The sequence below is a fragment of the Cellulomonas sp. HZM genome (assembly GCF_000708885.1).
Taxonomy (GTDB): Bacteria; Actinomycetota; Actinomycetes; order Actinomycetales; family Cellulomonadaceae; genus Cellulomonas.
The window spans coordinates 1-26,349 of sequence record NZ_JEOE01000026.1; the positions used below are offsets into that span (position 1 = coordinate 1).

Consider the following 26,349-nt stretch of genomic DNA (forward strand, 5'->3'; position numbering starts at 1 on the left):
GCCCCCCCGGGCCCCCCGCGGCGGGCAGCCCCCGCCGACCCGCCGCGACCGGCGGGGGCGGCCGCGACGGCCCGTTCGGTCCGGGCCCGTGTCACGGCGGTGGCGAGCGCGCGCCGGCGCAGCAGCCGCCCGCCGGGCGACGGCGCCGCGGACCGCGAGCCCGCGTGCTGCAGGAGCGCGGCGGGAGAGGTGGTACCCGACGAGGCACCGGGCGAAGGTGAGAAGGACGCGGCCGACGAGGCGGACGCGGCCGGCGACGGGGTCGACGCACCGGCAGTCGTCGGCGCGAGGGACCGGGCGCCCCGGCCGTCCGGCGCGGGGGGCGACGCGTGCCCGGCCCCCGGGGAGTTCCCCGGTGGGGCCGCCCGGCCGGCGTCTCGTCCTGCGTCTCGTGCTGCATCGCGTGCGGCGACTGCCGCGGCGCGTGCGGAGCGTGGCCGGGCCTCGTCGGACGCGGTCGTCATGCGGCCGGCCGCGCGCACGTCGTCGGCGACGCGCACCCGGATGGTCTCGGGCACGAGCCGTGCGGGCACCGCACCGGGACGACGCCCGGCCTCGGTGGGCACGCGCTGCACCATGAGCGGCAGCCCGCGGGGGGTCTCGCGCACGTCCTGCTCGTCGACCGTGGTGCGCAGGGCCGCGGTCTGCGCCCACCACCGCGGCGGCGCGACGGGTGCTCCGGCCGACGAGCGGACGCGCACCGGCGACGCGGGCCCGGCGAGCGCGCGCCGCACCTCGACCGGCCGCCCCCACCCGGCGGAGAAGCGGGCCGACGACGACGCGAGCGACCCGATCCGCGAGGGCCGCTGCGTGCCGACGCGCGGGCCGGGCGCCTGCATGCGGCGCGCGACCGAGCGGCCGAGGCGGTTGCGGTCGTCGGCGCCGCCGGTGGCCGCGGGCACGCCGGCGACGGTCGGGAGGCTCCTCCCGACCGTCGCGCGCTGCGTCTCGCCGCTCACTCGTCGTCCTGTCGTCGTGCGGGCCGGCTCAGCCGGTGCTGGCCTTGAACCCGTTGTGCGCCACCTCGAGGGTCTCGACGAGGGGCGCGTTGAGGTCGGCGGCCAGCTGCGGCCCCGACCACGCGACGGCGAACACGCCGTCGAGCTCCCACGAGCGCAGGCGCTTGCCGGTGTGGTCGACGACCGTCACCGCGCCCGTCGCACGCGTGAGCTTGTTCTGGTTGCCGCCGAACCCGTCGCCCGAGCTCTTGCCGACCCACTGGAACAGAGCGTCGGAGCTCACCAGCCCGCGCCGCAGCACGATGTTGGGCCAGCGCATGACGCCGGGGAACCGGTGCACGTACTGGTTCTGACCACCTTCGACGTACTCCTGCGTGGAGACGACCAGCTCGAGGCCGGTCACCTCCATGAAGGTGCCGATCTCGACGCCGTCCACCTCGAACAGGAAGTTGGCTGCGACGGGGGCGTCGCCGCCCAGCGGCTGCTCAGGCACTGTCCCTCACCGCCTCCCACGCTCGGGCGTTCATCGCGGACACCGCGCGCACCATGCGCACGCGGTCCATGTGCTCCAGGTCCAGCAGGTCGGACAACGGCCAGTGCAGGTGGTACGCCAGGTAGGCGATCTCCTGCCACAGCGCGTCGACGGGATACCGGAGCATCGCTAGCGGGCCTCGGTGCGGATCTCCTCGATCGCCGACCGGCCGGGGCGCGGCAGGGCGACGGGCGCGTCGGAGGCGTCGGGTGCGGGGGCGTCGGCCGACGGCGGGCCGGCCGGAGCCGGTGCCGGGTCGGCCGCCTCGGCGGGCGCCGGGGAGGTGGTCCCCGGCGCCGCACCGAGCGAGCGCTGCGCAGCGACGAACTCGTCGAACTCCTCGGCGGTGCCGAAGTTGATCACGCCGTAGAAGTCCTGCAGGTACGCCAGGTCCGCCGCGAACAGACCCTCGATCTCGTGCGGCGTGACCAGCGCGAGGGAGCCGAGGCTCTCCACGACGCGGGCCAGCACCACGATCGTCAGCCGCGGGTCGTCGGGACCCGTGACCGTGGGGTCGCGCAGCGGCTCGAGCTCGTCGCGCGCCGTCGCGAGCCGCATGACGCCGTCGCGGTGGACGGCGCCGTCGCGGTCGACGTAGCCGCGCGGCAGCGTGAACTCGTACCGGGTCTTGAGGGTCACTTGATCCGCTCGAGCGTCTCGATCGTGAGGGTGACGTTCTCCTTGACCGGCTCGTTCGAGTCCACGCTCAGCTGGTCGGTCGAGATCTTGCTCGGCCAGCCGTTGGTGAAGTTGAACCGCGCGACCTCCTTGTGGGTCGAGTCGAAGATGACGATCGACCCGCTCTTGCGGTTGTTCGTGCGGTCCGACTGCAGGATGCCCTTGTTGCGGATGTCGTGGAACCACTGCCAGAGCTTGTCCTGCGTGGAGTCCGGCGGGGCCAGGCGGGTGAGGGTGATGTCACCCTGCTTGTTGCGGCCGGCCAGCGTCTTGATGGTCTGCGACTTGCCGTCCTTGCCGACCTGCTGGGTGGTGGCCACCTCCATCTCGATGTCGAGGCCCGACACCGAGGAGAGGATGGAGACGACGGACCCGTCGATCTCCAGGAAGAAGTTCTGCGCGATGAGCGGGTCCGAGTCGATCAGGGCGTTGGGCATCTGCGTGCTCCTCGTCTAGGGGTGGTGGGGTGGTCGCGGCGCGTCGGACGCGTCAGTTCGCGACCTGCTTGTTCTGGCTGATCCGGAAGATGACGAACTCGGCCGGCTTGACCGGCGCGATGCCCACCTCGACGACGAGCTTGCCCGCGTCGATCGACTCGGGCGGGTTCGTCGTCTCGTCGCACTTGACGAAGAACGCCTGGTCGGGCGACGAGCCGAACAGGGCGCCCGCCTGCCACAGGCCCTTGAGGTACGCGTTGAGCGTGCGCTTGACGCCCTCCCACAGCGCGACGTCGTTCGGCTCGAAGACGGCCCACTGGGTGCCCTCGAGGATCGTCGACTCGATCATGTTGAACAGGCGGCGCACGTTGATGTACTGCCAGTCGGTGTCCGACGCGAGCGTGCGCGCACCCCAGATGCGGATGCCGCGCGTGCCGAACGGGCGGATCGCGTTGATGCCGATCGGGTTGAGCACGCCCTGCTCGTTCTGGGTGATCGAGCGCTCGACGTCGAGCACGCCCCGGATCGTGTCGTTGGCCGGGGCCTTCCACACGCCGCGCGTCTCGTCGGTCCGCGCCCACACGCCGGCCACGTGTCCCGACGGCGGGACGAGGATCTCGCTGTTGCCGTTGGTGCCGGTCGGGTTCTCGACCTTGACCCACGGGTAGTACAGCGTCGCGAACGCCGAGTCGTACTGCGCGGCGTCCGAGCGCCACTCCTTGACCTGCTGGGGCGACATCCCGGGAGGGGCGTCGAGGATCGCGACGCGGTTGGCGTGCAGCTCGCAGTGCGCGATGAGGCTCGTCTGCACGGCCTTCCACAGCCCGAGGTCGAGCGAGCCGTCCTCCTTGGTCGCGGCGGTCAGCAGGTCGGGGACGACGACGATCGTGACGTCCTCCGCGATCGCGAGGCCGTTGATGCCGGAGCGGGCGGTCTCCGAGCCGGCGAACTTGCGGCCCGAGACGGGGACCTTGACCGGCTCGGCCTTCTCGAGCGCGTACGCACCGGGCTTGAGCAGCTCGAGCTGGCTCGACAGGTCGACGTCCTCGGCGAGCTTGAGCTCGACCTTGACCTTGGTCGACGTCTTGTTGATGACGGTCGCGGCGTCGCGCTTGCCGCCGAGCGTCAGGTCCTCGTACTGCTCGACGGGCTCGCCCGCCTCGACGATCGTGATGGTGAACGGCGCGGGCCCGTCCTCGTCGTCGGGCGCCTCGGAGGCCTGGACGACGACCGTGATGTCCGCGTCCGGCTCGACCGACTCGATCGCGAGCGGGAGGCCCAGCGAGCGGTCCACGGCGGGCAGCTCGAGGCGTGCGGGCTCGCCCGACGGCTCGGCGTTGGGGATGCGCACGATGTACGCGTACGCGCCGCCGTTGAGGAAGTAGCCGTACACCGACAGGGGGAGCAGGGCGCCCTCGACGAAGCCGCCGTACAGCGCCTCGTACTGGGTCCAGCTCGTCACCAGGCGCGGGGCCAGGCCGTCGGGGTCGTTCGGGTCGTCCTGCGGCGCCTGCGCGGTGAAGCCGACGAAAGCGGCGACGGCGGTGGGTGCCGACGCGAGGACCTTCTGGGAGGAGGGGATCTCCTCGACGTACACGCCGGGTGCGGTGTAAGTGGGCACTGGCCATCCTTCTTTCGGCGGCGGCCCCCGCGTTGGGGTCGGGCAACCGGCGCGGGGCGGTCTGGAGACGCAGGTAAGTCGTCCCCGAGGCTAGGAACGGGCGTCCGCAGGGGCATCGGTAATCGCTACGCAACGTCTGCGCGACGCCCGCTCGGCGCCCGTGTCGGCGTCGGCTCGGCGTCGGCTCGGGCCGCGCGCGAGCGCGCTCGTTCCGGACGAGAGCGCGTGTCCAGACGCGCGCTCTCGACCGGAAGTCGCGCGCTCGCGGGCAGGGTGTCGGGCCGGATCGTCCACGTTGCGGGCGGTCCTGGCGCCGGTCACAGGGGGTTCGGTCATCATGGGGGACCTAGGTCCCGCCCTCGTCGTCGCCGGCGACCGGTCGAAAGGTGCCCCGCCCGTGCCACCCGCATCCCGCGAGCCGCGCGGCTCCGCGCGCGCCGGGGACGAGCGGGACGATCGGGACCTTCCCGGCGGCATCGACCGGCCCCGGGCGGCCCGTCGGCCGCGCGTCGCCGGACGCACGCGGACCTGGGTGATGCCGGCGTCGCGGCGGGACGCCGTCGAGGCGTTGCGTGCCGCGCTGCGCGACGGTCGCAGCGTGCTCGTCGTGGGCGAGGCGGGCGTGGGCAAGACGGCGCTCGCGGCACGCGCGCTCGACGAGATGACGATCGACGGGCGCGCGCCGTACGTCGTCGCGCTCTCGGGCGCGGCGGGCCGCGCGGGGCTCCCGCTGTCCGCGCTCGAGCCGCTCCTGGGCGACGAGGGCCTGCTCGCGATCGGCAGCTTCGCGCGGACCGTGCGGACCCTGTCCGACTCGCTCGCGGCGCTCTCGGCCGGCTCGCCGCTCGTGCTGCGCGTGGACGACGCGCACCTGCTCGACGTCGCGTCGGCCCAGGCGCTCGGGTGGCTGGTGCGGCAGGGGGACGTGCTGCTCGTCGCGACGTCGCGGCCCTCGGGTGCCGCGGGCTCGCCGTGGCTCGAGCTGTGGAAGGACGACGTCGTCGACCGCATCGACGTCGAGCCGTTCACGGTCGACGAGCTCGAGCACTGGCTCGCGGGCGAGCTGGCCGGCACCCCGACGGCCGACACCGTGCGGCGGCTGTGGGGCGAGACCCGCGGCAACGTGTTCCACGCGCGTGAGCTGGTGCGCGCCGAGCGCTCGTCGGGAGCGCTGCGCGAGTTCGACGGCGTGTGGGTGTGGACCGGGCGCGCCGCGTCGGGCGCGCGGCTGCTCGAGCTCGTCGAGAACGACGTGTCACGACTGTCCGCCGAGGCGCACCGCGCGCTCGAGGTCGTCGCGCTGCTGTGCCCCGCACCCATGAGCCTGCTGCTCGACGTGGTCCCGCGGGCCGCGGTCGACGAGCTCGTCCACATGGGCGTCGCGACGATGCGCCCGCAGCTGTCGGCCGCGGGCGGGACCGACGTCGTCGTCGACCTCGCGCACGCGCTGTACGCCGAGGCGGTGCGCGCACGCGTCCCGGGCGGCCGGCGCCGCGAGGTGCTCGACCTCGTCGCCGGTTCCACGCACGCGTCGACGGGTGCGTCGCTCGTGCGGTCGGTGATGCTCGCGATGGACTCCGGCCTCGACGTCGGTCCCGGGCGGCTCGACGCGGCGATCGAGGAGGCGTTCACGCTGCAGCAGGCGGACGTCGTCGTGCGCCTCGTCGACCTCGCGCTGCGGGCCGGGACGCTCGCCGACGCACAGCGTGCGCGGCTCACGATCGTGCGTGCCGAGGCGTGGTGGTCGCAGAGCGAGTTCGCGCGCGCGAGCCGTGACGCGTCCGACGTGGTGCGCCTGGTGCGGGCGTCCGGGACCCCCGACGCCGAGCTCGCCTCACGGCACTCCGACGCGGTGCAGATCCTCGCCGCGACGATGCACTCGTCGGGCGCCGACATCACGGAGGTGCTCGAGCTCGTCGACGAGGCCGCGGCGTGGCTCACGTCCGTCGACGCACTCGGCACCTGGGCCGACGAGCTCGCGGTCACGCGCCTCGTGCGCCAGGGCTGGGCGGGCCAGAGTGCGGCGACCCGCACGGAGGCGCTCGCGGTCCTCGCGCACCCCACGTCGCCGGCCGTCGCGCTGCGCCTCGTCGCGCCCACGGTCATCTCGCTCGCCGACTCGGGCCGCTTCGCCGAGGCGTTCGCGCTGTGCGCCCGGTACCTGCCCGTCTCGCGCGCGCACGGCGAGCGCTACCGCTGGGCGACCGGCGAGATCACGCTCGTCGGGATGCTCGCGAGCCTGTGGCAGGGCGACGTCTCGGCACTGCGCGTCGACGCGCTGCACGCCGTGCAGGACGAGGCCGTGCCGGTCGACTGGGTCGCCGCGCAGGCGGGCCGCGGCCTCGCGGGCGTCGCGCACGGCTCGTGGTCGCAGGCCGCGACCGACCTGCGGGCCGCCAACGCACGTCTGCGCGTGAGCGACCGCGGCGGCATCGCCTCGTTCACGCTGGCCGCCGAGGCGCTCGCGGTCGCCGCGTCCGGCTCGTCGTCCTCCGCCCGCCAGCTCCTGGCGGGGATCGCGGGCGAGCCGCTGCGCGCCGCGTCCGCGCTCGAGCCGGAGATCCGACTGCTCGTGCTCGACACGCTCGGCTGGCTGCGCGACCCGGGGCTCACGGTCGAGGCCGCCGCGCTCGCCACGTGGGCGGCGTCGCGCGGGCACGCGCGCGTCGAGCTCGAGGCCCTGCACCGCCTGGTCCGCGCCGGCAACCGTTCACCGGACGTGCTGGCGCGCGTGGCGGAGCTCGCGACCGTCGTCGAGGGCTCGCGCGCGGCCTCCGTCGCGGCCCACGTCACGGCCCTCGTGCACGACGACCCCGACCTGTCCCGCATCGCCGAGCGCGACCTCAACCGCGCCGGCCTGTGGCTGCCCCCGCTCGAGCCCCCCGTCGCGCTCACCCCGCGCGAGCGCGAGATCGCCTCGCTGGCCGCCGGAGGCATGACGTCGCGGGCGATCGCCGCGCGGCTGACCCTGTCCGTGCGGACCGTCGACTCGCACCTCGCGCGGGTGTTCGCGAAGACGGGCGTGCACTCGCGCGAGGGGCTGGCGGAGGTGCTGCGGTAGCCGCGCTCCGCGGCGTCACGACAGGTTGCGGAAGAACGCGCGCAGGTCGTCCGCGAGCAGCCCGGTGGCATCCATCGCGGGGAAGTGGCCGCCCTCGGTGTGCTCGGTCCAGTGGCCGATCGCCCCCGACGGGTCCATCGCGCGCCGCATCAGCGGGTGGGTGTCGAACACCGCCCACCCGGACGGCACGCCGGGGGCCATGCCGAAGTAGTCGATCCCGGAGTGCTCGCCCTCGTAGTACAGCTGCGCGCTCGACGCGCCGGAGCGGGTGAACCAGTACAGGCTCACGTTCGTCAGGAGCTGGTCGCGGTCCACCGTCTCGTCGGGCGTCCGGGCGTCGCCGACGCTGCGCGACTTGAACTTCTCGACGATCCACGCGAGCAGCGCGACGGGTGAGTCCGTGAGCGCCGGGCCGATCGTGTCGGGACGGTGGTTGTGCATCTCGAGGTAGCCGCGGTCGGCTGCGGCGTCGGCGCGCACGGCGTCGATCTGCGCGATCTCGTCGTCGGACAGGCCGTCGGGGTAGGGGAACTTGTCGCCGACCATCGCGAGCAACCGGGACTCGCACCCGATGTGCATGCCGATGACGCGCGCCGGGTGGCGCGCCGCGAGGAGGCCGGCGATGCCCGAGCCGATGTCGGTGCCGTGGACGGCGAACCTCTCGTAGCCGAGGCGCGTCACGATCTCGGCGTATGCCTCCGCGGTCCGCGCCGGCTCCCACCCCGTCCCCGACAGCGGGCCGGAGAACCCGAAGCCGGGCGGCGACGGGATCACCACGTGGAACTCGTCGGTCAGCAGGGGGATCAGGTGCTGGTACTCGACGAACGAGCCGGGCCACCCGTGGTTCAGGACCAGCGGGATGGCCTGCGGGTTCGCCGAGCGCACGTGGACGACGTGGAAAATCTGGCCGTCGACGACGGTCGTGAGCTGCTCGTGCTGGTTCAGCCGCGCCTCCTGCGCGCGCCAGTCGAACCCGTCGCGCCAGTGCTCGGCGAGCTCCTGGAGGTAGGGCAGGGGGATGCCGCGGCTGAAGTCGGTGCGGTCCGAACGACCGGGCGTGGCGATCGGCCAGCGCGTGCGCGCGAGCCGGTCACGCAGGTCGTCGACCTCCGCCTGGGGGATGTCGATGCGGAAGGGGGCCGGTGTCGTGTCCTTGTCCATGACGGTGACGCTCCCAGTCGATGCGGCAGGTTTGCTTCCGCTATCTCTGCCATCCTCGAGATCGTGCTGCAGACCTCCGCCCGCCTGCTCGAGCTGCTGTCCCTGCTCCAGCTCAAGCGCGACTGGACGAGCACCGAGCTGTCCGCCCGGCTCGGGGTCAGCACCAGGACCGTGCGCGCCGACGTCGCGAGGCTCAGGGCGCTCGGCTACCCCGTGGACGCGCGCCCCGGTGTCGCGGGCGGGTACCGGCTGGCCGCCGGGACGGCGATGCCGCCGCTGCTCCTCGACGACGACGAGGTCGTCGCGGTCGCGGTCGCCCTGGGCGCGGCCGCCACCCAGCGGCTCGGGGTCGAGGAGACGTCCCTGACCGCGCTCGCGAAGCTGGAGCAGGTGCTGCCCTCGCGGCTGCGTCGACGCGTCGAGGCGGTGCGGGAGTCGACGAGCGCCGTCCCCAACCCGGAGCCGGCGCTCGACGTCTCGGCCCTCGGTGCGGTCGCCTCCGCGATCCGTGGCCACGAGCGGCTCCGGTTCGGGTACACGACGAAGCGCGGCGGCAAGGCCGACCGCCACACCGAACCGCAGCGCCTGGTCAGGTGGGGGCCGTACTGGTACCTGCTCGCGTGGGACCTCGACCGCGACGACTGGCGGGTGTTCCGCGTCGACCGCATGGTGCTGCGTCACCCGACCGGAGCGAGGTTCCGACCGCGCCCGATGGCCGAGCACGAGGCCGTCGATCTCGTCGTCGCCCGCGTCAGCACGGCCTCCTGGACGTACCGCGCCCGAGTCCTGGTGCACGCTCCCGCCGCCCGGGTCAGGGCGTTGATCGGCATCCCGCTCGACCTCGAGGAGGTCGACGCGTCGACGTGCCGGCTCGAGCTGGGGTCCGACGACCCCGACCGGCTCGCGCTGTGGCTCGCGCAGCTCGACGCCGATGTCGAGGTGATCGAGGGCGACGAGCTCGCGGCGGCGTTCGGCCGCCTCGCCGCGAGGTTCCGCCGCGCGGCCGCCGGCCCCCGGACCACCACGGAGCGGCCGGCGCCTCTCCTGTAGCATCCACGAGGACCGCAGGCACGAGTGATCGGGCTCGCCGGTCCCCTCGCGCCTGTAGCTCAGGGGATAGAGCACCGCTCTCCTAAAGCGGGTGTCGGCAGTTCGAATCTGCCCAGGCGCACACCGCTCATCTCTCTGCCTCGGCGTGCCGATACCTGTGTACCGTCCCCGCCCGGGGCCCCTGACCGCTGCTCGACGAAGGCTCATCCATGCTCTCCCTCCGGCGCCCCGTGCGCTCCGCCGCCGCCGCCGTCGTGACCCTCGCAGTGGCCCTCCTGGGACTGGCGACGCCAGCCGTCGCGGTAGCGCCGACGGGGTTCGTCATCCAGTTCGACGGGCTCGACGACGCCATTCCGATGGGGAATCTCCGCATGCAGCTCGCGGCCGCCACGTACGAGGGCGATCCGGGGTATGCGTACGTCGACGACCCGTACGGCGTCGAGCCTGCGGCCCCCGGCGACTACCGGATGGACCTGCTGTCGGATCGGTATGACCTGGCTCGCGTGAGCTTCACCGTCGTGGAGGGCGAGGTGACCGCGGTCACGGTGAAGGCGACCACGCTGGTCGACCTGCGCGGTGTCGTCACCTACCACGACGGCACGCCTGCGACGGAGAAGGTCACCGTGACGGGCGCATCGGGGACGTCCACGACGTGGAGCGACCAACAGGGTCGCTATTGGGTCCAGGACCTGGTCCCGGGCGACTACGCGGTCACGACCGACGTGGGCTACGGCGTCGAGCGACGCACGGTCTCGGTGGAGGCCGGCCACGTCGCCGTCGCGGACGTGTTGGTCGCCGAGGGCGGCGTCGTCGTCGGACGTGCGACGAGCCCGGGCGGCCACGCGTTGAGCGAGATCTCGCTCAGGGTCACCGACTCGACGACCGGCAAGAAGGTTGGGTACGGCGGAGTGGTCCAGGCCGACGGCACGAGCCGTGCGCGTGGCGTGCCCGACGGGCACTACGACGTCACCTTCGTCGGGTCGAGCTACTACCAGTACGGGCATGCCGTCGTCGACGTGGTCGATGGACGAGGGTTCGTGCCCGACGTCGAGCTCGCGCGTGCCGCCGTCGTCACTGGCGGTGTGTCGCCGGCGATCGGAGCCACGGTTGCGGTCTACCCGATGGACAGCCCGTTCGGGGTCAGCGGCTACGTCTCCGCCAGCGGGCTGTACTCCATCGGGAGCCTCGCCCCGGGTCAGTACCGGCTCTACTTCGACGCGGAGGGGTATGCACCGGTCGTGCGCGTGATCGACCTGCCGGAGGGCACGACGATGCTCGCGAGGCAGGTTCTGACCCGAGGCGATCCCGTCAGCGGGTCGGTGACGCGCGCCGACGGTTCCCCGGCAGCGGGCGTCCACGTGACGGGCACCCAGGTCGACTGCGTGTCGGGCGCGACCGTCGATCTCGGCCACATGCCCACGACGACGACCGACGCCGCCGGTGCGTTCGACGTGCCGGCGGTGCCCGGCGGCTGCTACGACCTCGCGGCGGAGCTCGACGTCATGGTCGAGGTCCGTGGCGTCAGGGCGGGAACGGCAGGCGTACGCCTGGCGGAGCCCGCAGCCCCGACGGCGCCCACGCCGCTCGTATCGACAGTCACGCGGATGACGACGGCCGGCGCGGTGTACGGCTCCCCGGCCAAGGTGTCCGTCGTCGTGACGCGTGCTGACGGAGGCGTAGCGGCGGTGCGCGGACGGGTGAGCCTCATGGACGGCTCGCGAACCATCGCGGCGGGGGTCGCGCTCCCGTCGTCGGGCAGGGTGTCGCTCTCCGTGCCCGCGACCGCGCAGCCGGGCGCGCATCGCCTGACCGCGGTGTTCACGCCGTCGGCGGGGTTCGCGGGCTCGCGCGCGACGGCGTCGATGACGGTACGTCGGGCGACACCGACGGTCACTGTGCGCGCGAGCCACGTGAAGCGGGGCGCGCGCACGAGCATCCACGTCGTCGTCCGAGCGAGCACTCCGTCCACCGGCACGGTCACGGTTCGTGTCGGCGGCCACCGGGTCGCCACCACGAAGCTGGTCGCTCACGGCCGGTCGTACGTCGCGGACGTGCGAGTGCTTCTCAAGCACAGGGGCAAGGTGGCGGTTCGGTACAACGGGAGCTCGACGATCGCTCCGCGGTCGGTCACGACGAAGTACGTCGTGCGCTGACCGTGCTCGGGGCGCCCGTACGCCGACCGGTGTGAGCGGGTCGACGCCGACCGGTTCACCCCTCACGGGGTGAGCGGATGCGGTTGACGCATCTGTGCAGTTCAGCCAGCATCGGACGTACCCGGACAGGTCGGGAGGAACCGGTGCCGTGACGGGCCGGGACACGTCGCGGGGCTGCGCACGGGGTGTCGCCGGGTCCGGGTGCCGCGAGAGGTCACCGGCGACGGCCCGCAGCGACGTCGCGCGGGCCGCGTGGTCGGGCGACGGAGGGACCATCCGGTGGCGGCTCGGGAGAGTTCGGGACGAACGGCTCGGCACCCCGTGCGGGCACGGGGCCGGGGGGTCCGGTGGGTCTCGGCCCTCGCAGCCGCGGTGCTTCTCGCCGGGCCGCTCGCGCTCGTCTCCGCGGCGCCGGCGTCCGCGGCGTCGTGGGGCATCCAGAAGCTCGAGACGAGCACGGGGCCCTACGAGCCGGGTGACAACGTCACGTGGACGATCCAGATCTCCTGCTCCGACCCGAACGCGAACCCGTGCACGAACGCGACGATCACCGACCCGCTGCCCGACGGGCTGGACCTGATCTCCGCGGACATCCAGAGCCCGCAGGGCGGCACGATCGACGTCGACACCGACTCCGACACGGTGACCGCGAACTGGCCCAGCATCCCCAACGGCAGCCAGGCGGAGATCGTCGTCACCGCGCAGGTGGACCCCGACCTCCCGTACAGCCAGGACGGCGTCCCGATCACCAACACCGCGACGGTGACGGGCGACAACACGCCGGACAACTCCGCGTCGGACACCGTCACGCCGGTCGTCCCGCTCGTGCTCGACTCGGACACCACCAAGTCGATCGACCCGCCTGGAGCCATCGCGAGCCCGGGGACGGCGGCGACGATCACTCTCGGTTCCACCAACACCTCGAACGACCCCGTCGACACGCTCGTCATCCAGGACCCGGTGGACCCCACGGCGGACCCGAACCCGTTCACGCTGCTCGGCTACACGGGCACCGGCACGATCGTCTACCCGCCGAACGCGGACACGGTGACCGAGGAGTACTGGGACGGCGACTCGTGGGAGCCGCTCGACGACTCGGTCGACCCGGCCGACGTGCAGGGCGTGCGCTACACGTTCAGCGGTGACATCCAGCCCGGGGCGACGGCGAGCGTCCCGGTGCAGGTCGAGCAGACCGACGCCGTCACCACCCTGACCGACCCGACGACGGTCACGAACGACGCGTCGTCGCACGTGACGCACGGGGACGACGAGTCCGACCCCGTCACCGCCGACGACACGTACGTCATCACGCCGCCGAACAACAGCGTGACCGCGCACAAGTCCTTCGACCCGTCGACGGTGAGCGCGGGCGGCTCGACGAAGGTCACGATCGGCGCGACGAACGACGGCGACCCGACGACGTCGATGTCGATCACCGAACCGGCGGCGGGGACGGACAGCCCGTTCGAGGGCGACGACCCCCTGACGTTCACCGGGTTCGGCCCGACCGGCGACGGGACCGGCGTGCAGTGGCCGGCGGACGCCGACGCGGCGTCGGTGACCTTCACCTGCGCCGACGGCAGCACGCCGACGCGTGAGGCGACCGCGCCGAACACGCTGCCGAACCCGCCCGCGGGATGCGTCGTCGTGGGCTTCACGGTCGAGTTCACGGGCGACATCGTCACGGGCGCCGACGCGTCGATCCCGTTCATGGCGACGACCGACCCGGACCAGACCGAGCGCGACGTCGAGCACCCCAACGAGATCTCGGCGCACATCCCGAACGCGGACGACACGGACGACGCGACGCTGACGACGCTCACGGACCGGCTCGCGACCGACACGACCAAGAGCATCGCACCGTCGACCATCCCGGCGCTCCCGGGTCAGACCGTGGTCGTCCAGCTCCCGACCGAGCTCCTCCCGTTCGGCCCCGACGGCTCGACGACGAATGCGAACGACGTCGTCGTGCAGGACCCCACCGACCCTGCGAACCCGGGCTCGTTCTGGGACGACTTCGACGCGACCTCGGTCCGCTCGACGGACGTCCCTCCGGGCTCGACGCTGACCATCAGCTACTGGGACGGCACGCAGTGGGTGACGGACCCGGACTGCGGCACGTTCAGCAACCCGTCCACCACGAGCGTGAACTGCGACCTGCCCCCGGACGCGCAGGGCGTGCAGTTCCACTACCACTCGGACGCCGGCTTCCCGCCGGGGACCTCGTTCCAGCCGAACTTCGTCGCGACCTACGACGGGCCGCAGGACGCCGACGACCCGCTGACGAACTGCGGTGCCTCGACGGCCGAGTCGTCGACCGTCGACCCGACGGAGCCGGCCGAGGGCTGCGACACCATCGACCCGTTCCCGGTCCCGACGAACCCGGGCGACCTGGACTTCATCGACAAGACCTTCCTCGCGCCGGACGGGCAGTCGGGACGCCCGTACACGGTGCGGGCCCGCACGCAGGACCCCATCACGGCGCAGATCACGTGGTCGACGAACGGTTTCGAGGGCGTCGACCCGATGATCATCAGCGACACCGCCGACCCGGTCGCCGCGAGCAGCCCCGCCATCGCGAACTCGTTCTACGACGCGTTCGACCTGACGCGCGTCGAGCCGATCGACTCGTCCGTCGACCCGAAGATGCAGTACGACGCCATCACGGGGGTGGAGCTCTACATCGGCGGCGCGTGGGTCGACGCCGAGGCGGACCCCTGCAGCGTGGCGGCCCCGTGCGACGGGTCGTTCCCGGGCTACACGCTGTCCCCGGACGAGCGGGCGGCGGCGACGTCGGTGCGTCTGAGGTACACCGAGTCACCCTCCCGCGCCGAGTTCCCGTCCGACCCGACCGTGCCGGCCCAGGGGTCCGGCGTCGCGCGCTCGACGCAGGCCGACGGCAGGCACCTGCGCCTGGACTTCGAGCTCCGGGACGAGCGCCGCAGCGACGGCGAGCCGGCGCTCGGTTCGACGAAGGGCACGGTCTACAACCGGGGCGACGACAACCCCGGGCTCGTCAACGACACGGCGCGCGGCACGGCGACGTTCCAGGGCGTCGACCGCACGGACACGGACGACGACGACGTCCTGATCATCGACCAGCCCGTCAACGTCGGTATCACCAAGGAGTGGACCGGCGGCCCGCTGTCGGTCCCGCCGGAGGGCACCCCCGCCAGCGCCTACCCGTCGACGCACGCGATCCTCACGGCGACCAACAACTCGGTGGCCCGCGTGGACGAGCTGCGGATCGTCGACCCGTCGTCCCCGCCGGGCGCGGTGGACCCGGTCACCGCGATCGGGACGCCGCCGTTCGACGTGTTCGACCTCACGCACATCGACATCACGCCGCCGGCGGGTGCCGAGACGACGACGGTCGTGCTCACCGAACTAGGTGGCGCGACGAGGACGTTCGACGAGGCCGGGGCCGAAGGCCTCTCGGCCGACGACCTGACGAGCGTCGTCGCCGTCGACGTCCGGTTCGACGGCCGCATCGACTCGACCGCGAGCGGTGTCGTGGACCTCACCCTCCGGCTGCGCGAGTTCGACCGGTACACGCGCGACCGCGTGATGGTGGACCAGTCACCCGTGCCCAACAGCGCGGGTGCCGAGGTCACGGACCCCGGCGGCACCTCCGCGGACAAGCCGCAGGCGTGGGACGACGCCGACATGGAGCTGCGGGACGCGCACATCTCGATGGTGGAGTCGAAGTCGTTCGGCCCGGCCACGATCGTCGAGCCGGGCTCCGACACCGAGACCAACCCGACGTCGACCCTGACCATCACCGGGCAGCCGACCGGTCCGTCGCGTGCGGTGTCGATGACGCTCACCGACGTCGACGGCAGCTTCTGGAACCAGTACGACCTGGTGGGCTTCGACTCGTCGGCGCTCACGGCGCCCATCGACCGCGTGCAGGTCGACGCGTACACCGGCGGCACGTACGACGAGGCGACCGACACGTTCACCGGCGGCACGTGGACCGACGGGACGCCCGGGACGACGTTCGCGCTCCCCGGCACGGTGCAGGCGTCGGCCGTCGTCGGGCTGCGGTTCACGTTCACGCGCGACGACGGCGCGATCTGGGAGAACCCCGCCAACCCGGTGCAGCCCGTGAACCTCGAGGTGCAGGTGCGCGACACGCTCCGGTCCGACCCCGGCACGCCCGTGCCGAGCGACCTGTCCACCAACGACCCGGCTCCGGGCGAGGACGCACCCGGAGTCGCGACGAACGACGTCACCGCGACCGTCACCGGGGCGGACCTCGTCGTGAACCCCGACGACCCGACCGGGCCGCTCGTCCAGGTGAGCTCGGACGCGGACGCGACGGGCACGATCCGGTACGAGCACACGAACAACGCCGTGAAGATCGTCAAGGACTTCAACGGGACGGTGACCGGCGGGACCGCCGCGCCGGGCTCGGTCGTCGCGATGAACATCGCGGTCACCAACACCGGCAACCGTCCGATCTACGACCCGGTCGTCACCGACCCGATGCCCTCCGACCCCGACGGGCCGGAGCTGCGGCTCGCCGACGGTGTGGCGGAGCCGTACACGTACGCGCTCGACGGCGCCGCGCCGACGCCGTCCAACGGCCCCGCGATGCCGACCGACCCGGACGACGTGACCGTCGACTCGAGCGGCAACCTGTCGTCGCTCGAGTTCACCTTCCCGCCCGGCACGGTGCTCGAGGTCGGCCAGACCTACACGATCACGGTCATGGTTCAGTTCCGGGTCGGGCTCGAGTCGAGCACGAAGGTGAGGAACACGGCGGCCGTGACGGGTGACCGGCCGTGGGACGGATGCATCAGCCGGCTCAACGACGACAACGGTGCGTGCGAGGCGGACGCTGACATCACGCCGCTGCCCGCCGCCGTGATCGCGCAGACCAAGTCGGTCAAGGCGACCGACGACGACCAGCTCGGTGTGATCGTCGACCCGGCTGCAGCGGACCAGTCCGTGACGTGCACGCCCGACGCCGACGGCTTCTACTCCTACCCGTGCACACCCGTGATCGAGCCGGGGCACGACGAGACCTGGCGCGTGAACGTCGAGAACGTCGGCAACCTCCCGATGAGCAAGCTCGTCCTGTACGACCGCCTCCCGATCCCCGGGGACACGGGCTCGTACGACAACGGCACGGACAAGGAGCCACGCGGCTCGCAGTGGCGGCCGGTCCCCGACGTCAGCCACCCGCCGGAGCTGGTCAACGCACCACCGGGGACGACAGTCACGTTCTTCTACACCACCGTGCAGGACTACTGCATGGACGACATCGAGCACCCGGTCGACGAGCCCGTCTGCCCGACCGGCGACCCCGACACGGGGTGGAAGCAGATGACAGGCGGCGAGGACGAGGCCGTCTACCGCTCGATCGTCGCACTCAAGATCGTGCTGACCTTCCCCGACGACAGCCCGTTCCGGCCCGCGCAGAAGCTCTCGGTCGAGGGCATGACGGCGACCCCGGCGGTGGTCCCGGCGGCCGGTGACCACTCGATCGCGTGGAACTCCGCCGCGGTCAACGGCGTGGCGATCACCGACAACGGCCCGCGCAACCTGCTGCCGACGGAGGGCACGAAGGTCGGCGTCGCCACGGCCAGCGGCCCCCTCGAGGTGACCAAGGAGGTCATCGGCGACGGGAAGCAGTACGCGCCTGCGCAGTTCCACCTCGACGTGGTGTGCACGTCGGCCGTGGGCACGTTCCTGGAGACGAAGCTGCCACCGATCCCGATCACGGTCACCCCGGGGACGCCCGTCACGGTGCCGAACATCCCGTACGGCTCCGAGTGCACCATCGCCGAGGCCACGCCGCCCAACGGGCAGACGCAGCTCATCGTCGGCACCGTGACGATCGACAGCGAGGACCCGGACGCCCCGACGAAGATCACGGCGGTCAACCGGTACGACCTCGCGTCGCTCGTGATCTCCAAGTCGGTGATCAGCGACGCGACCGACGAGAACGGCGACCCAGACGAGTTCGGCCCCTTCCAGGTGCACGTGGACTGCACGTTCCTCGGCAACCCCGTGTACGCCGACGGGTACGGCCCCGACGACCCGATGGACCTGACGATCGAGGACGGCGGGGAGATCACGCTCACCGGGCTGCCGGTAGGGGCCGAGTGCGAGGTCACCGAGACGGCGACCGGCAACGCGACGGACATCGACGTGACCGTGCAGGAGGGCGCGCGACCGCCGGTCCACGTGGACGGCACGTCGGCGGGCCTTACTCTCGTCGGCGACCTCGACGGCGGTCCCCGCAACACCGCGGAGATCACCAACACCTTCGACGTCGGCGAGCTCGACCTGCACAAGGTGGTCACGGGCGCCGGCGCTGAACGCTACGGCGCCGGACCGTTCGCGCTGCGCGTCACCTGCACGTTCGACGACGACGGGGACGGCCCGAACCGGCCGAGGGTGGTCTACGACAGCCCGGTGGTGCTGGGCGGCGCCGGTCCGCTCGACGCCGAGATCGCCCGGTTGCCCGTCGGTGCGGTGTGCCGCGTGACCGAGCCCGACGACGGCGGCGCGACCGCGACGACGATCACCCCCTCTCGTGTCGTCATCGGGGACGGCGACGAGCCGGTCGCCGTGACGGTGACCAACCGCTTCGACGTCGGGCGGATCGCGGTCGACAAGGAGGTGACGGGCGACGGCGCCGACGACTTCGGCTCCGGACCGTTCCAGGTGCGGCTCGCGTGCACGTACGACGGCGAGAGGATCGGCATCCCGGGCGGCGCGACGCGGACCCTCGTGCCCGGCGACCAGGTGGTCTACGACGACCTGCCCGTTGGAGCCACGTGCACCGTGAGCGAGTCGCAGGACGGCGGTGCGTCGTCGACGAGCATCTCGGTCAAGACGCCGGGACACCGTCCGGTGGTCACCGAGGGGACGTCGGCGGGCGTCGTCGTCCCGAGGAACGTCGCCGGGCACGAGACGACCGCGTCGGTGGTCGTCACGAACACGTTCGACGAGGGCGCGATCCGGGTCGACAAGGTCGTCTCCGGCGACGGCGCCGACCTGTACGGCTCGGGGCCGTTCGAGGTGCGCCTGGCGTGCACGTTCGAGCGCACGGACGTCGACATCCCGGGTGGAGCGACACGTGAGCTCACGCCGGGCACACCCGTGCTCTACGGGGGCCTGCCGAGCGGTGCCGAGTGCACCGTGACGGAGCCGACGACGGGCGGAGCGACCTCGACGACGGTCTCGTCGACCGACGGCGGCGAGCCCGGCGCGGTCGTCGTGCCCAGCTCCGGCTCGATCGACGTGACGGTCACCAACCGCTTCGATGTCGGGTCGATCAAGGTGTTCAAGACGCTGTCCGGATCCGGCGCCGCCGACCACGTCGACGGCATCTACACCGTGAGCCTCGCGTGCACGCAGGACGTCGACGGCGCCACCGAGCCCGTCACGATCCCCGGTGGTGCGACCCGCGTGCTCTCGGCCGCCGGCGACTGGACCGCGACGTACGAGGACCTCCCGCAGGGAGCCGAGTGCGTGCTCACGGAGACCGACACGCGCGACGCCGACAGCGTGCAGATCGTCGTCGACGGCGAGAGCACGGTGACCAACCCCGACGACGTGACGCCCGCTTCCTCGTCGTTCGCCGTCCCGACGGGCGACGACGCATGCACGCCGGTCAACGTGGTCAACACGTGGTCGGGCGTGTCAGGTGCAGGTACCGGCGCCGCGGGTGCCGTCCGTTCGGCGCTCGACCCGTCGACGCTGCCCGACTCGTGCGCCGACAACGGCGGTGGCCCGGCCCCGGGCGTGCTGCCGCGCACCGGTGCGGACGTCGCCGGGTTCCTCGGCTGGACCGCGTTCCTGATGCTGGGCGGAGCGGCGCTGGTCATGACCCGGCGGCGCCGGGTGGGGTGACGGCGCCGGGCGGGGTGACGGGAGTCGACGTGCGGGCCGCAGGACCTGATCCCGCAGCGCCGTGGTTCAGTCCTTGGTGAGCGGGTCGACGCCGTCGGCCATCGGCTGGGCGGCAGCGGGCTTCTCGGGCCGGCTCGTCGGGAGCGGGGGCGTCGTCTCGGCGGTGGCGGGTGCGGCGACGAGGCGGCCCAGCGCGACGAGCGTGATGCCCTCGACCAGCAGCTGCACGCCGAGCAGCACGCCGAGCAGCGTGAGCGTCGCGGCGCCCGGGTTGATCAGCACGTACCCGCCGAGCAGGACGCCCGCGACGCCGCTGACCGCGAGCAGCACGCGGTTGCCGGGCACGGAGAACGCGGCGACGAGCCGCGCGATGCCGCCCGTGAGGAACAGCGCACCGGCCATGACGGTGAGCGCGACCGCACCCAGCAGGGGATTGCGCAGCACGAAGATGCCGAACACCAGCAGGATCGCGCCGCCGATCGCGGCCCACAGGGCACCGCCCGCGCGGATCTTGGTGATCGCGGAGACCAGCAGCACGATGCCGCCGATGAGCGCGGTCCACGCGAGCACGTAGACCGACACGACGGTGGCGACGACGACGTCGCCCAGGACGATGAACCCGCCGACCAGCAGCAGGATGCCGAGGATCACGTCCCAGCCGCTGCGGCTGCGGACGAGGGTGGTGGCGCTCTGTGCGGACATCGGTCCTCCTGGGGCTCGCGCGACGCCTGCGACGTGACCTCGCCGGCCCGGCCAACGTAGCGCCGCGCCGGGGCTCGTGCGCGAGGGCGCTCCGGCCCGTGCCGGCCGCGGCCGTGCCCGGGTCGTCGGGCCCGTGTCGTACGCGGGTGCCAGGATGACGCCATGGCCGATCCCAGCGACGCGAAGGTCGCCGTCTACGTCGACTTCGACAACATCGTCATCTCCCGCTACGACCAGGTCTTCGGGCGCGGGTCGTGGGGCAAGGACCGCGCGCGCGTGCACGGGAAGGGCGACACCGACGAGGTGGGGCGCAAGCTCGCGCAGGCGGCGGTCGACGTCGACGCGATCCTCGACTACGCGTCGTCGTTCGGCACGTTCGCGGTGACGCGCGCGTACGCCGACTGGTCGTCGCCGGCCAACGCGGCCTATCAGCGTCAGCTCGTCGACCGGGCCGTCGACCTCACGCAGCTCTTCTCGGTGACCGCGGGCATGAAGAACGGTGCCGACATCCGGCTCTCGGTGGACGTGGTGGAGGACCTCTTCCGGCTCGACGACGTCACGCACGTGGTGATCGTCGCGGGCGACTCGGACTACATCGCGCTCGCGCAGCGCGCCCGCAGGCTCGGGCGGTACGTCGTGGGGATCGGCGTCGCGGGGGCGACGAGCCGCGCGCTCATGGCCGCGTGCGACGAGTTCGCGGACTACGACGACGTGCTCGAGCAGCACGGACCCGACGACGTGGCCGACGACGAGGACGACGTGCCCGTCGTGGCGCCCGCGAAGACCTCGGGACGCGGCAGGGCCGCCGACGGGAAGGCCCAGGAGAAGCTCGACGACGCGCCCGCAGGCACGACGCCGACGAGGGGTGAGAACGCGGCACCGGCCGACGAGGGCACCCCGGCGAAGCGGTCGCGCAAGGAGCAGGCCAAGCAGGAGCCGGCTCCGGTGGTGGCGTCAGGCCCGTCGAAGGGCGCGCAGCGCGCCGCGACCCAGCTGCTCATGCGCGCGATGCGCCTGGTGCACGCCAAGCACCCCGACGACCCGTGGGTGTCCTACGGCGAGGTGAAGAACCAGATGCTGCGCATGGACCCCGCGTTCACGGAGAAGCCGCTCGGTTTCGCGTCGTTCACCGACTTCGTCGCGGCACGCCACAGCCAGGTAGAGATCGGCAAGGCCCAGGCGAACGGGCAGGCGCGTATCCGGCTGCGGCCCGGCAACTGACGACGGCCCGATCGGGGCCGGGGTGCGGCGCAGCCGTCGCCCGGCCGGCGCTCAGCCGGCCGGGTACGGGTTCGCCTGCAGCAGTCGCGCGAGGTGGGCGGCGTGCCGTGCGACCGTCGCCGTGGTCCCGGCGGTCGCCTCGGGCGTCTCGTCGAGGTCCTGGTAGTCGGTGGACCCCATGGCCTCGCCCACCCAGTAGGTGACGCCGGCGGCAGGGATCGTGAACCCGACGTCGTCGAGCGCCTGGAAGAGCTCGGCGCTGGTGTGGTGCGCGCCGTCCTCGTTGCCGACCACCGCGACGACCGCGACCTTGCCGTACGTGAGCAGCCGCCCCTCGTGGTCGGTCTCGGACAGCTCGGCGTCGAGGCGCTCGAGCGCGCGCTTGGTCACCGACGACGGCTGCCCCATCCAGATGGGGGTCGCGAGCACCAGGATGTCGGCGGCCAGCACCTTCGCGCGGATCGCGGGCCACGCGTCGCCGTCGCCCATGTCCACCTGGACCCCCGGCCGGACGTCGTGGTCGACGAGGCGCACCACCTCACCGGTGACGTCGTGCTCCGCGAGGGCGTCGAGCACCTGCCGGCCGAGCAGCTCGCTGCTGGACCGTGCGGGGGAGGGCGTGAGGGTTCCGACGAGGACGAGTGCGCTGAGGGCCATCGGTCCAGCCTCACCCCAGGCGCCGGGTCGTGCGACCCGGGGCACGGGCGCCGACGAGCCCTGCCCACGATGTGGGCAGGGAGTGGGAGGAACCGGACGTGCTGGCCTACGCTCGGGAAAGCGCTCTCCCGGACCGTGAGCAACCAGTGCGGACCGGGGCCGGACACCGACGTCCGGACCGACGCCGCCGCGGCCCCGGCATCACGGTGACGCACCGCCGCCCGGCACCGGAGGCCCACGCCGACGGGCCGCCGTCCCGGAGCACCGCATGAGCCCCGCCCTCCCGGCCGACGAACGCGCGCCGCGCACGTCGCTGCGCCCCGCGCGCCCCGCGCGTCCGGTCGTGCGCGACACGGGCTCGTGGCTGCTGCGCGCGGCGATCCTCGCCGGGTGCGGCCTGCTCGCCTGGTTCTGGTGGGCGGGCACGTCGCCCGCTGCGGGCGGCACCCCGGGCCGGGCGCTCATCGCGGTGGGCGAGCTCGTCGGGCTGCTCGGGTCGTTCCTGGTGTGCGTGCTGCTGCTGCTCGTCGCGCGCGTGCCGTGGGTCGAGCGTGCGGTCGGCATGGACCGCCTCGTGCAGTGGCACCGCTCGCTGGGCACGGCCGTGGTGCTGCTCGTGTGCACGCACGTGCTCGCGATGGTCGTCGGCGGGATGCTCGTCGACCGCACGACGCCGTGGAGCGAGCTCGGCACGCTGCTCGCGACGACGCCCGACCTGCTCGTCGCGCTCGTCGGCACCGGCCTGTTCCTGCTCGTCGGCACCACGAGCGCCCGCCTGCTGCGCAGCCGCCTGCCCTACGAGTGGTGGTTCGGGCTGCACCTGACGGTGTACGTGGGCATCTACCTCGCGTTCTGGCACCAGATCGCGGGCGGGACGCACCTCGCGGGGACCACCGTCGCGCGCGCGGCGTGGACGGCTCTCTACCTCGCGACCGCGGCTGCGATCCTCGGCTGGCGCGTGGTCGCGCCGCTCGTGCGGCACGCGCGCGCGGGCTGGCGGGTGGACGCGCTCGTGCCCGAGGCGGACGGCGTGACGAGCGTGTGGCTGCGCGGCCGGCACGACGAGGACGCGCGCGCCGGCCAGTTCTACCTCGTGCGGTTCCTCGCGCGCGGGCACCTCGGCACGGCGCACCCGTACTCGCTCTCGGCGCTCCCGGCGGGCGGGCGGCTGCGCTTCACGGTGGGCGAGCTCGGCGACCACTCGTCGGCCGTGCGTCACCTGCGGCCGGGCACGCGCGTGGTGCTCGAGGGGCCGTTCGGCCGCTGCACCGCAGACCTCGCGCGGTCACGCCGCGTGCTGCTCGTCGCGGGCGGGGCCGGGATCGGGCCAGTGCGCGCGCTCGCGGAGGAGCTGGTCGCCACCGGGCGCGACGTCGTGGTGCTCCACCGCGCCCGCTCCGCCGGGCGGCTTGCGCTGGCGGCCGAGTTCCCCGTGCACGCGTCGCTGCGCTACGTGCCCGTCGCGGGACGCCGCTCCGAGCTGGGTCACGACCCGCTCACGGCCGCGCGGATCGCGACGACGGTGCCGGACGTGCGCGAGCGGGACGTGTTCGTGTGCGGGCCGGAGGCGATGACCGACGCCGTCGTGCGGGCCGTTCGCCGCCTCGGAGTCCCCCGGTCGGCCGTGCACCACGAGGAGCTGAGCCTCGCATGAGCGCGCGGCCGTGGCGGGGGACGCTCATCTACGCGGGCACCGTGGCGGGAGTGGCCGCGGTCGCGGTCGCGCGGTTCGCCGGGGGCGCCGCGGTCGAGCCCACGGCATCGGGTCCGACGAGCGACGGCGCGTCGGCCGGGACGTCGTCGGGCGGCTCGTCGGGCGGCTCGTCGGACGCGCGCGGATCGGGTACCGGACGTTCGTCGGCGCGTGCAGCGGAGGGCCCGACGTCCAGCCCGACGTCCACCCCGACCCAGGACGCGGCACCCGACCCGTCCGGCTCCGTGACGGTCGTCGGCGCCGTGGTGCAGGTGCACTGGGGGCCCGTCCAGGTCGCGGTGACGTTCACGGGCGACCGGATCACGTCGGTGCAGGCGCTGCAGTCGCCCGACGAGCGGGAGCACAGCGTCGAGATCAACGCGCAGGCGCTGCCGATCCTCGCCGAGGAGGCCGTCGCGGCCGGGTCGGCGGACATCGACACCGTCTCGGGCGCGACGTTCACGTCGGAGGGCTACCGCGAGTCGCTCCAGTCGGCGATCGACCAACGGGGGTGAGCGTGCGCAGGATCGAGACGGTCATGGGGCTGCCGGTGTCGATGGACGTGCGCGACGAGCGGACGCCGGCGCTCGACGCCGCGCTGGACCGCGCGTTCGCCGTGCTGCACGACGCGGAGGCCCGGTTCAGCGCGTGGCACGGCGGCAGCGAGCTGTCGCGCCTGCGCCGAGGCGAGGTCCGCGAGCCGAGCCCCGACATGCGCGAGGTGCTGCAGATCGCGCGCTCGGCCCGCGCCCGCTCGGGTGGTGTGTTCGACGTGCGGTCGCCCGAGGGCGTGCTCGACACCGACGGCGTGGTGAAGGGGTGGGCGGCGCAGCGCGCGGCGGACGTGCTGGTCGCGGCGGGCGTGCGCGACTTCTGCCTCAACGCGGGCGGCGACACCGTGGTGCACGGCGAGCCCGAGCCGGGGCGCCCGTGGCGCGTGGGTGTGCGCGACCCGTGGGACCCGACGACGACGGTCGCGGTGCTGTCCGTGCGGGACGGCGCGGTCGCCACGTCGGGCACCTACGAGCGCGGGGCCCACGTGTGGGACGGCCGCACGGGCTCGCGGCACCTCGAGCTGGTCGCCGCGACGGTCGTCGCACGCGACCTGTGCACGGCCGACGTGCTCGCCACGACGGTTCTCGCCATGGGAGAGGCGGGACCGGCGTGGGCCGTCGCGCACGGCGCCGTCGCGGCGTTCGCGCTCACGCCCGACGCGCGGGCGGTCGACGCCGGGACCTTCGCGGCGGGGGCGTTCGCCGTGCGGGCGTCCGATGTCGGTGCCGGGCCGGCGCGGCACGGGCCCCGACCGCGAGAGCTCAGCCGAGCGTCGTCGTGATCGCGCCGACGAAGTCGTCGAGGTCGTCGGGGTCGCGTGACGTGATGAGCGTGAACGCGCCCTCGTCGACCACGACGGGCTCGTCGGACCACGTCGCGCCCGCGTTGCGCAGGTCGGTCTGAAGCGACGCGTAGGACGTCATCGAGCGCTCGCGCACCTTGTCCGCGGTCGCGAGCAGCCACGGGCCGTGGCAGATCGCCGCGACCGGCTTGCCCGCGGTCGCGAACGCGTCGACGAGCGCGAGCGCGTCGTCGTCGAGCCGCAGCTGGTCCGCGTTGAGCGTGCCGCCCGGGATCACCAGCAGGTCGAAGTCGGCGGCGTCGACGTCCCCGAGCGTCGCGTCCGGCGTCACCACGTCTCCGGGGTCCTTGTCGCCGACGAGCGTGCGCACCGGCTCGTCCTTCACCGCTGCGACGGTGACGGTCGCGCCCGCGTCCCGCAGGCGGCCGACGGGGACGACGAGCTCGTCCTGCTCGACGCCGTAGTTGCTGACGATGGTGAGCACGCGGCTCGTGGCTACGGGCATGGTTCCTCCTCGTGGGTTCTCCTCCACGCTAGGTCGGGCTGCGCCGGTGCGCGCGGCGGAGACTGGTGCCGTGGCGCGTGCGGCGAGGGTGGACGTGTACGAGGGCGCGATCGCCGGTGCCGGCACCGCGTCGGGACGTCGTCTCGTCGTCGGGCGGTGGCTGCGCAGCCGGTTCGGGGCGTTCGCCGACGTCATGGTCGAGGACGTCACGGGCCGGCGGACCCTATTTGCGCCTCGTCCGGACGTGGCCGACGAGGTCGCGGCGACCTACCGGTTCGACGACGTGCTCGTCGTCCCCGTCACGGTGGTCACCGACGAGCGGACGCGCAGCTGGCGCGTCCACGCGGGCCCGCTGCGGGCACGGCTCGTCGTCGGCGGTCCGACCGCCGTGGGGCGGGCGCTCGCCGCGGTGCCCCGGCCGATCGCGCGCTCGCGGTGGTTCGTCGCGGCGGCCGACCCGGTGGCACGCGCGCTGCTGCCGGGCGTGCGCACGCGCGGGTCGGCGGGCGGCGGACGCACCGAGTGGTACGCCGCGACGGGGCAGCGCGCGGTCGTCGACGCCGAGGTCTCGTGGGACGACGAGCCGTGCGGCGCGCTGCGTCCCGTGCTCCCGGCGACGCGGTTCGGCTTCTCGTCGACCCCGCCGCGCCCGTGCGTGACGTCCGTGCGGACGTACCTGCGCGTGCCGTGACG

At 73.4% G+C, this 26,349-nt stretch carries 18 protein-coding genes, 1 tRNA gene and 1 pseudogene; 10 read left to right on the forward strand and 10 right to left on the reverse strand.

Features of this window, described 5'->3' with window-relative positions; genetic code table 11:
- The 6 genes and pseudogenes from AW16_RS0112630 to AW16_RS0112655 all read right to left on the reverse strand — a co-directional run.
- Window positions 1-959, reverse strand: a pseudogene (locus tag AW16_RS0112630) (hypothetical protein); the annotation flags it as partial.
- A 28-nt stretch (window positions 960-987) separates the two neighbouring features.
- On the reverse strand, window positions 988-1,452 hold the full coding sequence (locus AW16_RS0112635) for a phage tail protein (RefSeq protein ID WP_051681926.1): 465 nt from the start codon (window positions 1,450-1,452) through the stop codon (window positions 988-990).
- Window positions 1,445-1,618: a DUF6760 family protein gene (locus AW16_RS18655; RefSeq protein WP_197021620.1), complete on the reverse strand. Its 174-nt coding sequence runs from the start codon at window positions 1,616-1,618 to the stop codon at window positions 1,445-1,447. The genes AW16_RS0112635 and AW16_RS18655 overlap by 8 nt, the downstream gene beginning before the upstream one ends.
- Before the next feature lie 2 nt (window positions 1,619-1,620).
- The gene (locus tag AW16_RS0112645; protein WP_029290911.1) at window positions 1,621-2,130 is read right to left on the reverse strand and encodes a hypothetical protein; all 510 of its coding nucleotides are present in this window, start codon (window positions 2,128-2,130) and stop codon (window positions 1,621-1,623) included.
- Window positions 2,127-2,606 (reverse strand): phage tail protein, encoded by a 480-nt coding sequence (locus AW16_RS0112650; RefSeq protein WP_029290913.1) that lies wholly within the window; start codon window positions 2,604-2,606, stop codon window positions 2,127-2,129. The genes AW16_RS0112645 and AW16_RS0112650 overlap by 4 nt, the downstream gene beginning before the upstream one ends.
- Before the next feature lie 52 nt (window positions 2,607-2,658).
- The gene (locus AW16_RS0112655) at window positions 2,659-4,227 is read right to left on the reverse strand and encodes a phage tail sheath family protein (RefSeq protein ID WP_029290915.1); all 1,569 of its coding nucleotides are present in this window, start codon (window positions 4,225-4,227) and stop codon (window positions 2,659-2,661) included.
- A 397-nt stretch (window positions 4,228-4,624) separates the two neighbouring features.
- Here AW16_RS0112655 and AW16_RS0112660 point away from each other — a divergent pair, with 397 nt between their 5' ends.
- Window positions 4,625-7,288: a LuxR family transcriptional regulator gene (locus tag AW16_RS0112660; RefSeq protein WP_197021621.1), complete on the forward strand. Its 2,664-nt coding sequence runs from the start codon at window positions 4,625-4,627 to the stop codon at window positions 7,286-7,288.
- 15 nt (window positions 7,289-7,303) lie between these two features.
- On the opposite strand, the gene AW16_RS0112665 is transcribed toward AW16_RS0112660, so the two are convergent.
- Window positions 7,304-8,449: an epoxide hydrolase family protein gene (locus AW16_RS0112665; protein WP_029290918.1), complete on the reverse strand. Its 1,146-nt coding sequence runs from the start codon at window positions 8,447-8,449 to the stop codon at window positions 7,304-7,306.
- A gap of 63 nt (window positions 8,450-8,512) precedes the next feature.
- On the opposite strand from AW16_RS0112665, the gene AW16_RS0112670 reads away from it, so the two are divergent.
- From AW16_RS0112670 to AW16_RS17220, 4 genes are all read left to right on the forward strand, one after another.
- Window positions 8,513-9,499: a YafY family protein gene (locus tag AW16_RS0112670; RefSeq protein ID WP_029290920.1), complete on the forward strand. Its 987-nt coding sequence runs from the start codon at window positions 8,513-8,515 to the stop codon at window positions 9,497-9,499.
- A 48-nt stretch (window positions 9,500-9,547) separates the two neighbouring features.
- Window positions 9,548-9,620: transfer RNA gene (locus AW16_RS0112675), tRNA-Arg, on the forward strand.
- Window positions 9,621-9,708: 88 nt separating this feature from the next.
- Entirely contained in the window at window positions 9,709-11,652 is a 1,944-nt protein-coding gene (locus tag AW16_RS0112680) for an Ig-like domain repeat protein (RefSeq protein WP_029290922.1), read from the forward strand.
- A gap of 372 nt (window positions 11,653-12,024) precedes the next feature.
- Complete coding sequence (locus AW16_RS17220; protein WP_156044172.1) at window positions 12,025-19,521, forward strand: DUF5979 domain-containing protein; 7,497 nt, start codon at window positions 12,025-12,027, stop codon at window positions 19,519-19,521.
- A 66-nt stretch (window positions 19,522-19,587) separates the two neighbouring features.
- Here AW16_RS17220 and AW16_RS0112690 read toward each other — a convergent pair whose 3' ends face one another.
- Window positions 19,588-20,223 (reverse strand): HdeD family acid-resistance protein, encoded by a 636-nt coding sequence (locus AW16_RS0112690; RefSeq protein ID WP_231496043.1) that lies wholly within the window; start codon window positions 20,221-20,223, stop codon window positions 19,588-19,590.
- A 162-nt stretch (window positions 20,224-20,385) separates the two neighbouring features.
- On the opposite strand from AW16_RS0112690, the gene AW16_RS0112695 reads away from it, so the two are divergent.
- Window positions 20,386-21,444, forward strand: coding sequence for an NYN domain-containing protein (locus tag AW16_RS0112695; RefSeq protein WP_029290926.1), 1,059 nt, complete (start codon window positions 20,386-20,388; stop codon window positions 21,442-21,444).
- Window positions 21,445-21,495: 51 nt separating this feature from the next.
- On the opposite strand, the gene AW16_RS0112700 is transcribed toward AW16_RS0112695, so the two are convergent.
- Window positions 21,496-22,101 (reverse strand): flavodoxin family protein, encoded by a 606-nt coding sequence (locus AW16_RS0112700; protein ID WP_029290927.1) that lies wholly within the window; start codon window positions 22,099-22,101, stop codon window positions 21,496-21,498.
- Between the two features lie 268 nt (window positions 22,102-22,369).
- Between AW16_RS0112700 and AW16_RS0112705 the strand changes: the two genes are divergently transcribed.
- From AW16_RS0112705 to AW16_RS0112715, 3 genes are read left to right on the forward strand one after another with little or no spacing between them, the layout of a single operon-like run.
- Window positions 22,370-23,755, forward strand: coding sequence for a ferric reductase-like transmembrane domain-containing protein (locus AW16_RS0112705; RefSeq protein WP_231496044.1), 1,386 nt, complete (start codon window positions 22,370-22,372; stop codon window positions 23,753-23,755).
- Window positions 23,752-24,309: an FMN-binding protein gene (locus tag AW16_RS0112710; RefSeq protein WP_029290931.1), complete on the forward strand. Its 558-nt coding sequence runs from the start codon at window positions 23,752-23,754 to the stop codon at window positions 24,307-24,309. Before AW16_RS0112705 ends, AW16_RS0112710 begins: the two co-directional genes overlap by 4 nt.
- 2 nt (window positions 24,310-24,311) lie before the next feature.
- Window positions 24,312-25,130 (forward strand): FAD:protein FMN transferase, encoded by an 819-nt coding sequence (locus tag AW16_RS0112715; protein WP_081861655.1) that lies wholly within the window; start codon window positions 24,312-24,314, stop codon window positions 25,128-25,130.
- Here the strand turns inward: AW16_RS0112715 and AW16_RS0112720 are convergent.
- Window positions 25,111-25,656, reverse strand: a complete 546-nt coding sequence (locus AW16_RS0112720) for a type 1 glutamine amidotransferase domain-containing protein (protein ID WP_029290935.1) — start codon at window positions 25,654-25,656, stop codon at window positions 25,111-25,113. The two genes, AW16_RS0112715 and AW16_RS0112720, sit on opposite strands and share 20 nt — an antisense overlap.
- 70 nt (window positions 25,657-25,726) lie before the next feature.
- Here AW16_RS0112720 and AW16_RS0112725 point away from each other — a divergent pair, with 70 nt between their 5' ends.
- Entirely contained in the window at window positions 25,727-26,347 is a 621-nt protein-coding gene (locus AW16_RS0112725; protein WP_231496045.1) for a hypothetical protein, read from the forward strand.
- The last annotated feature ends 2 nt before the right edge of the window (window positions 26,348-26,349 follow it).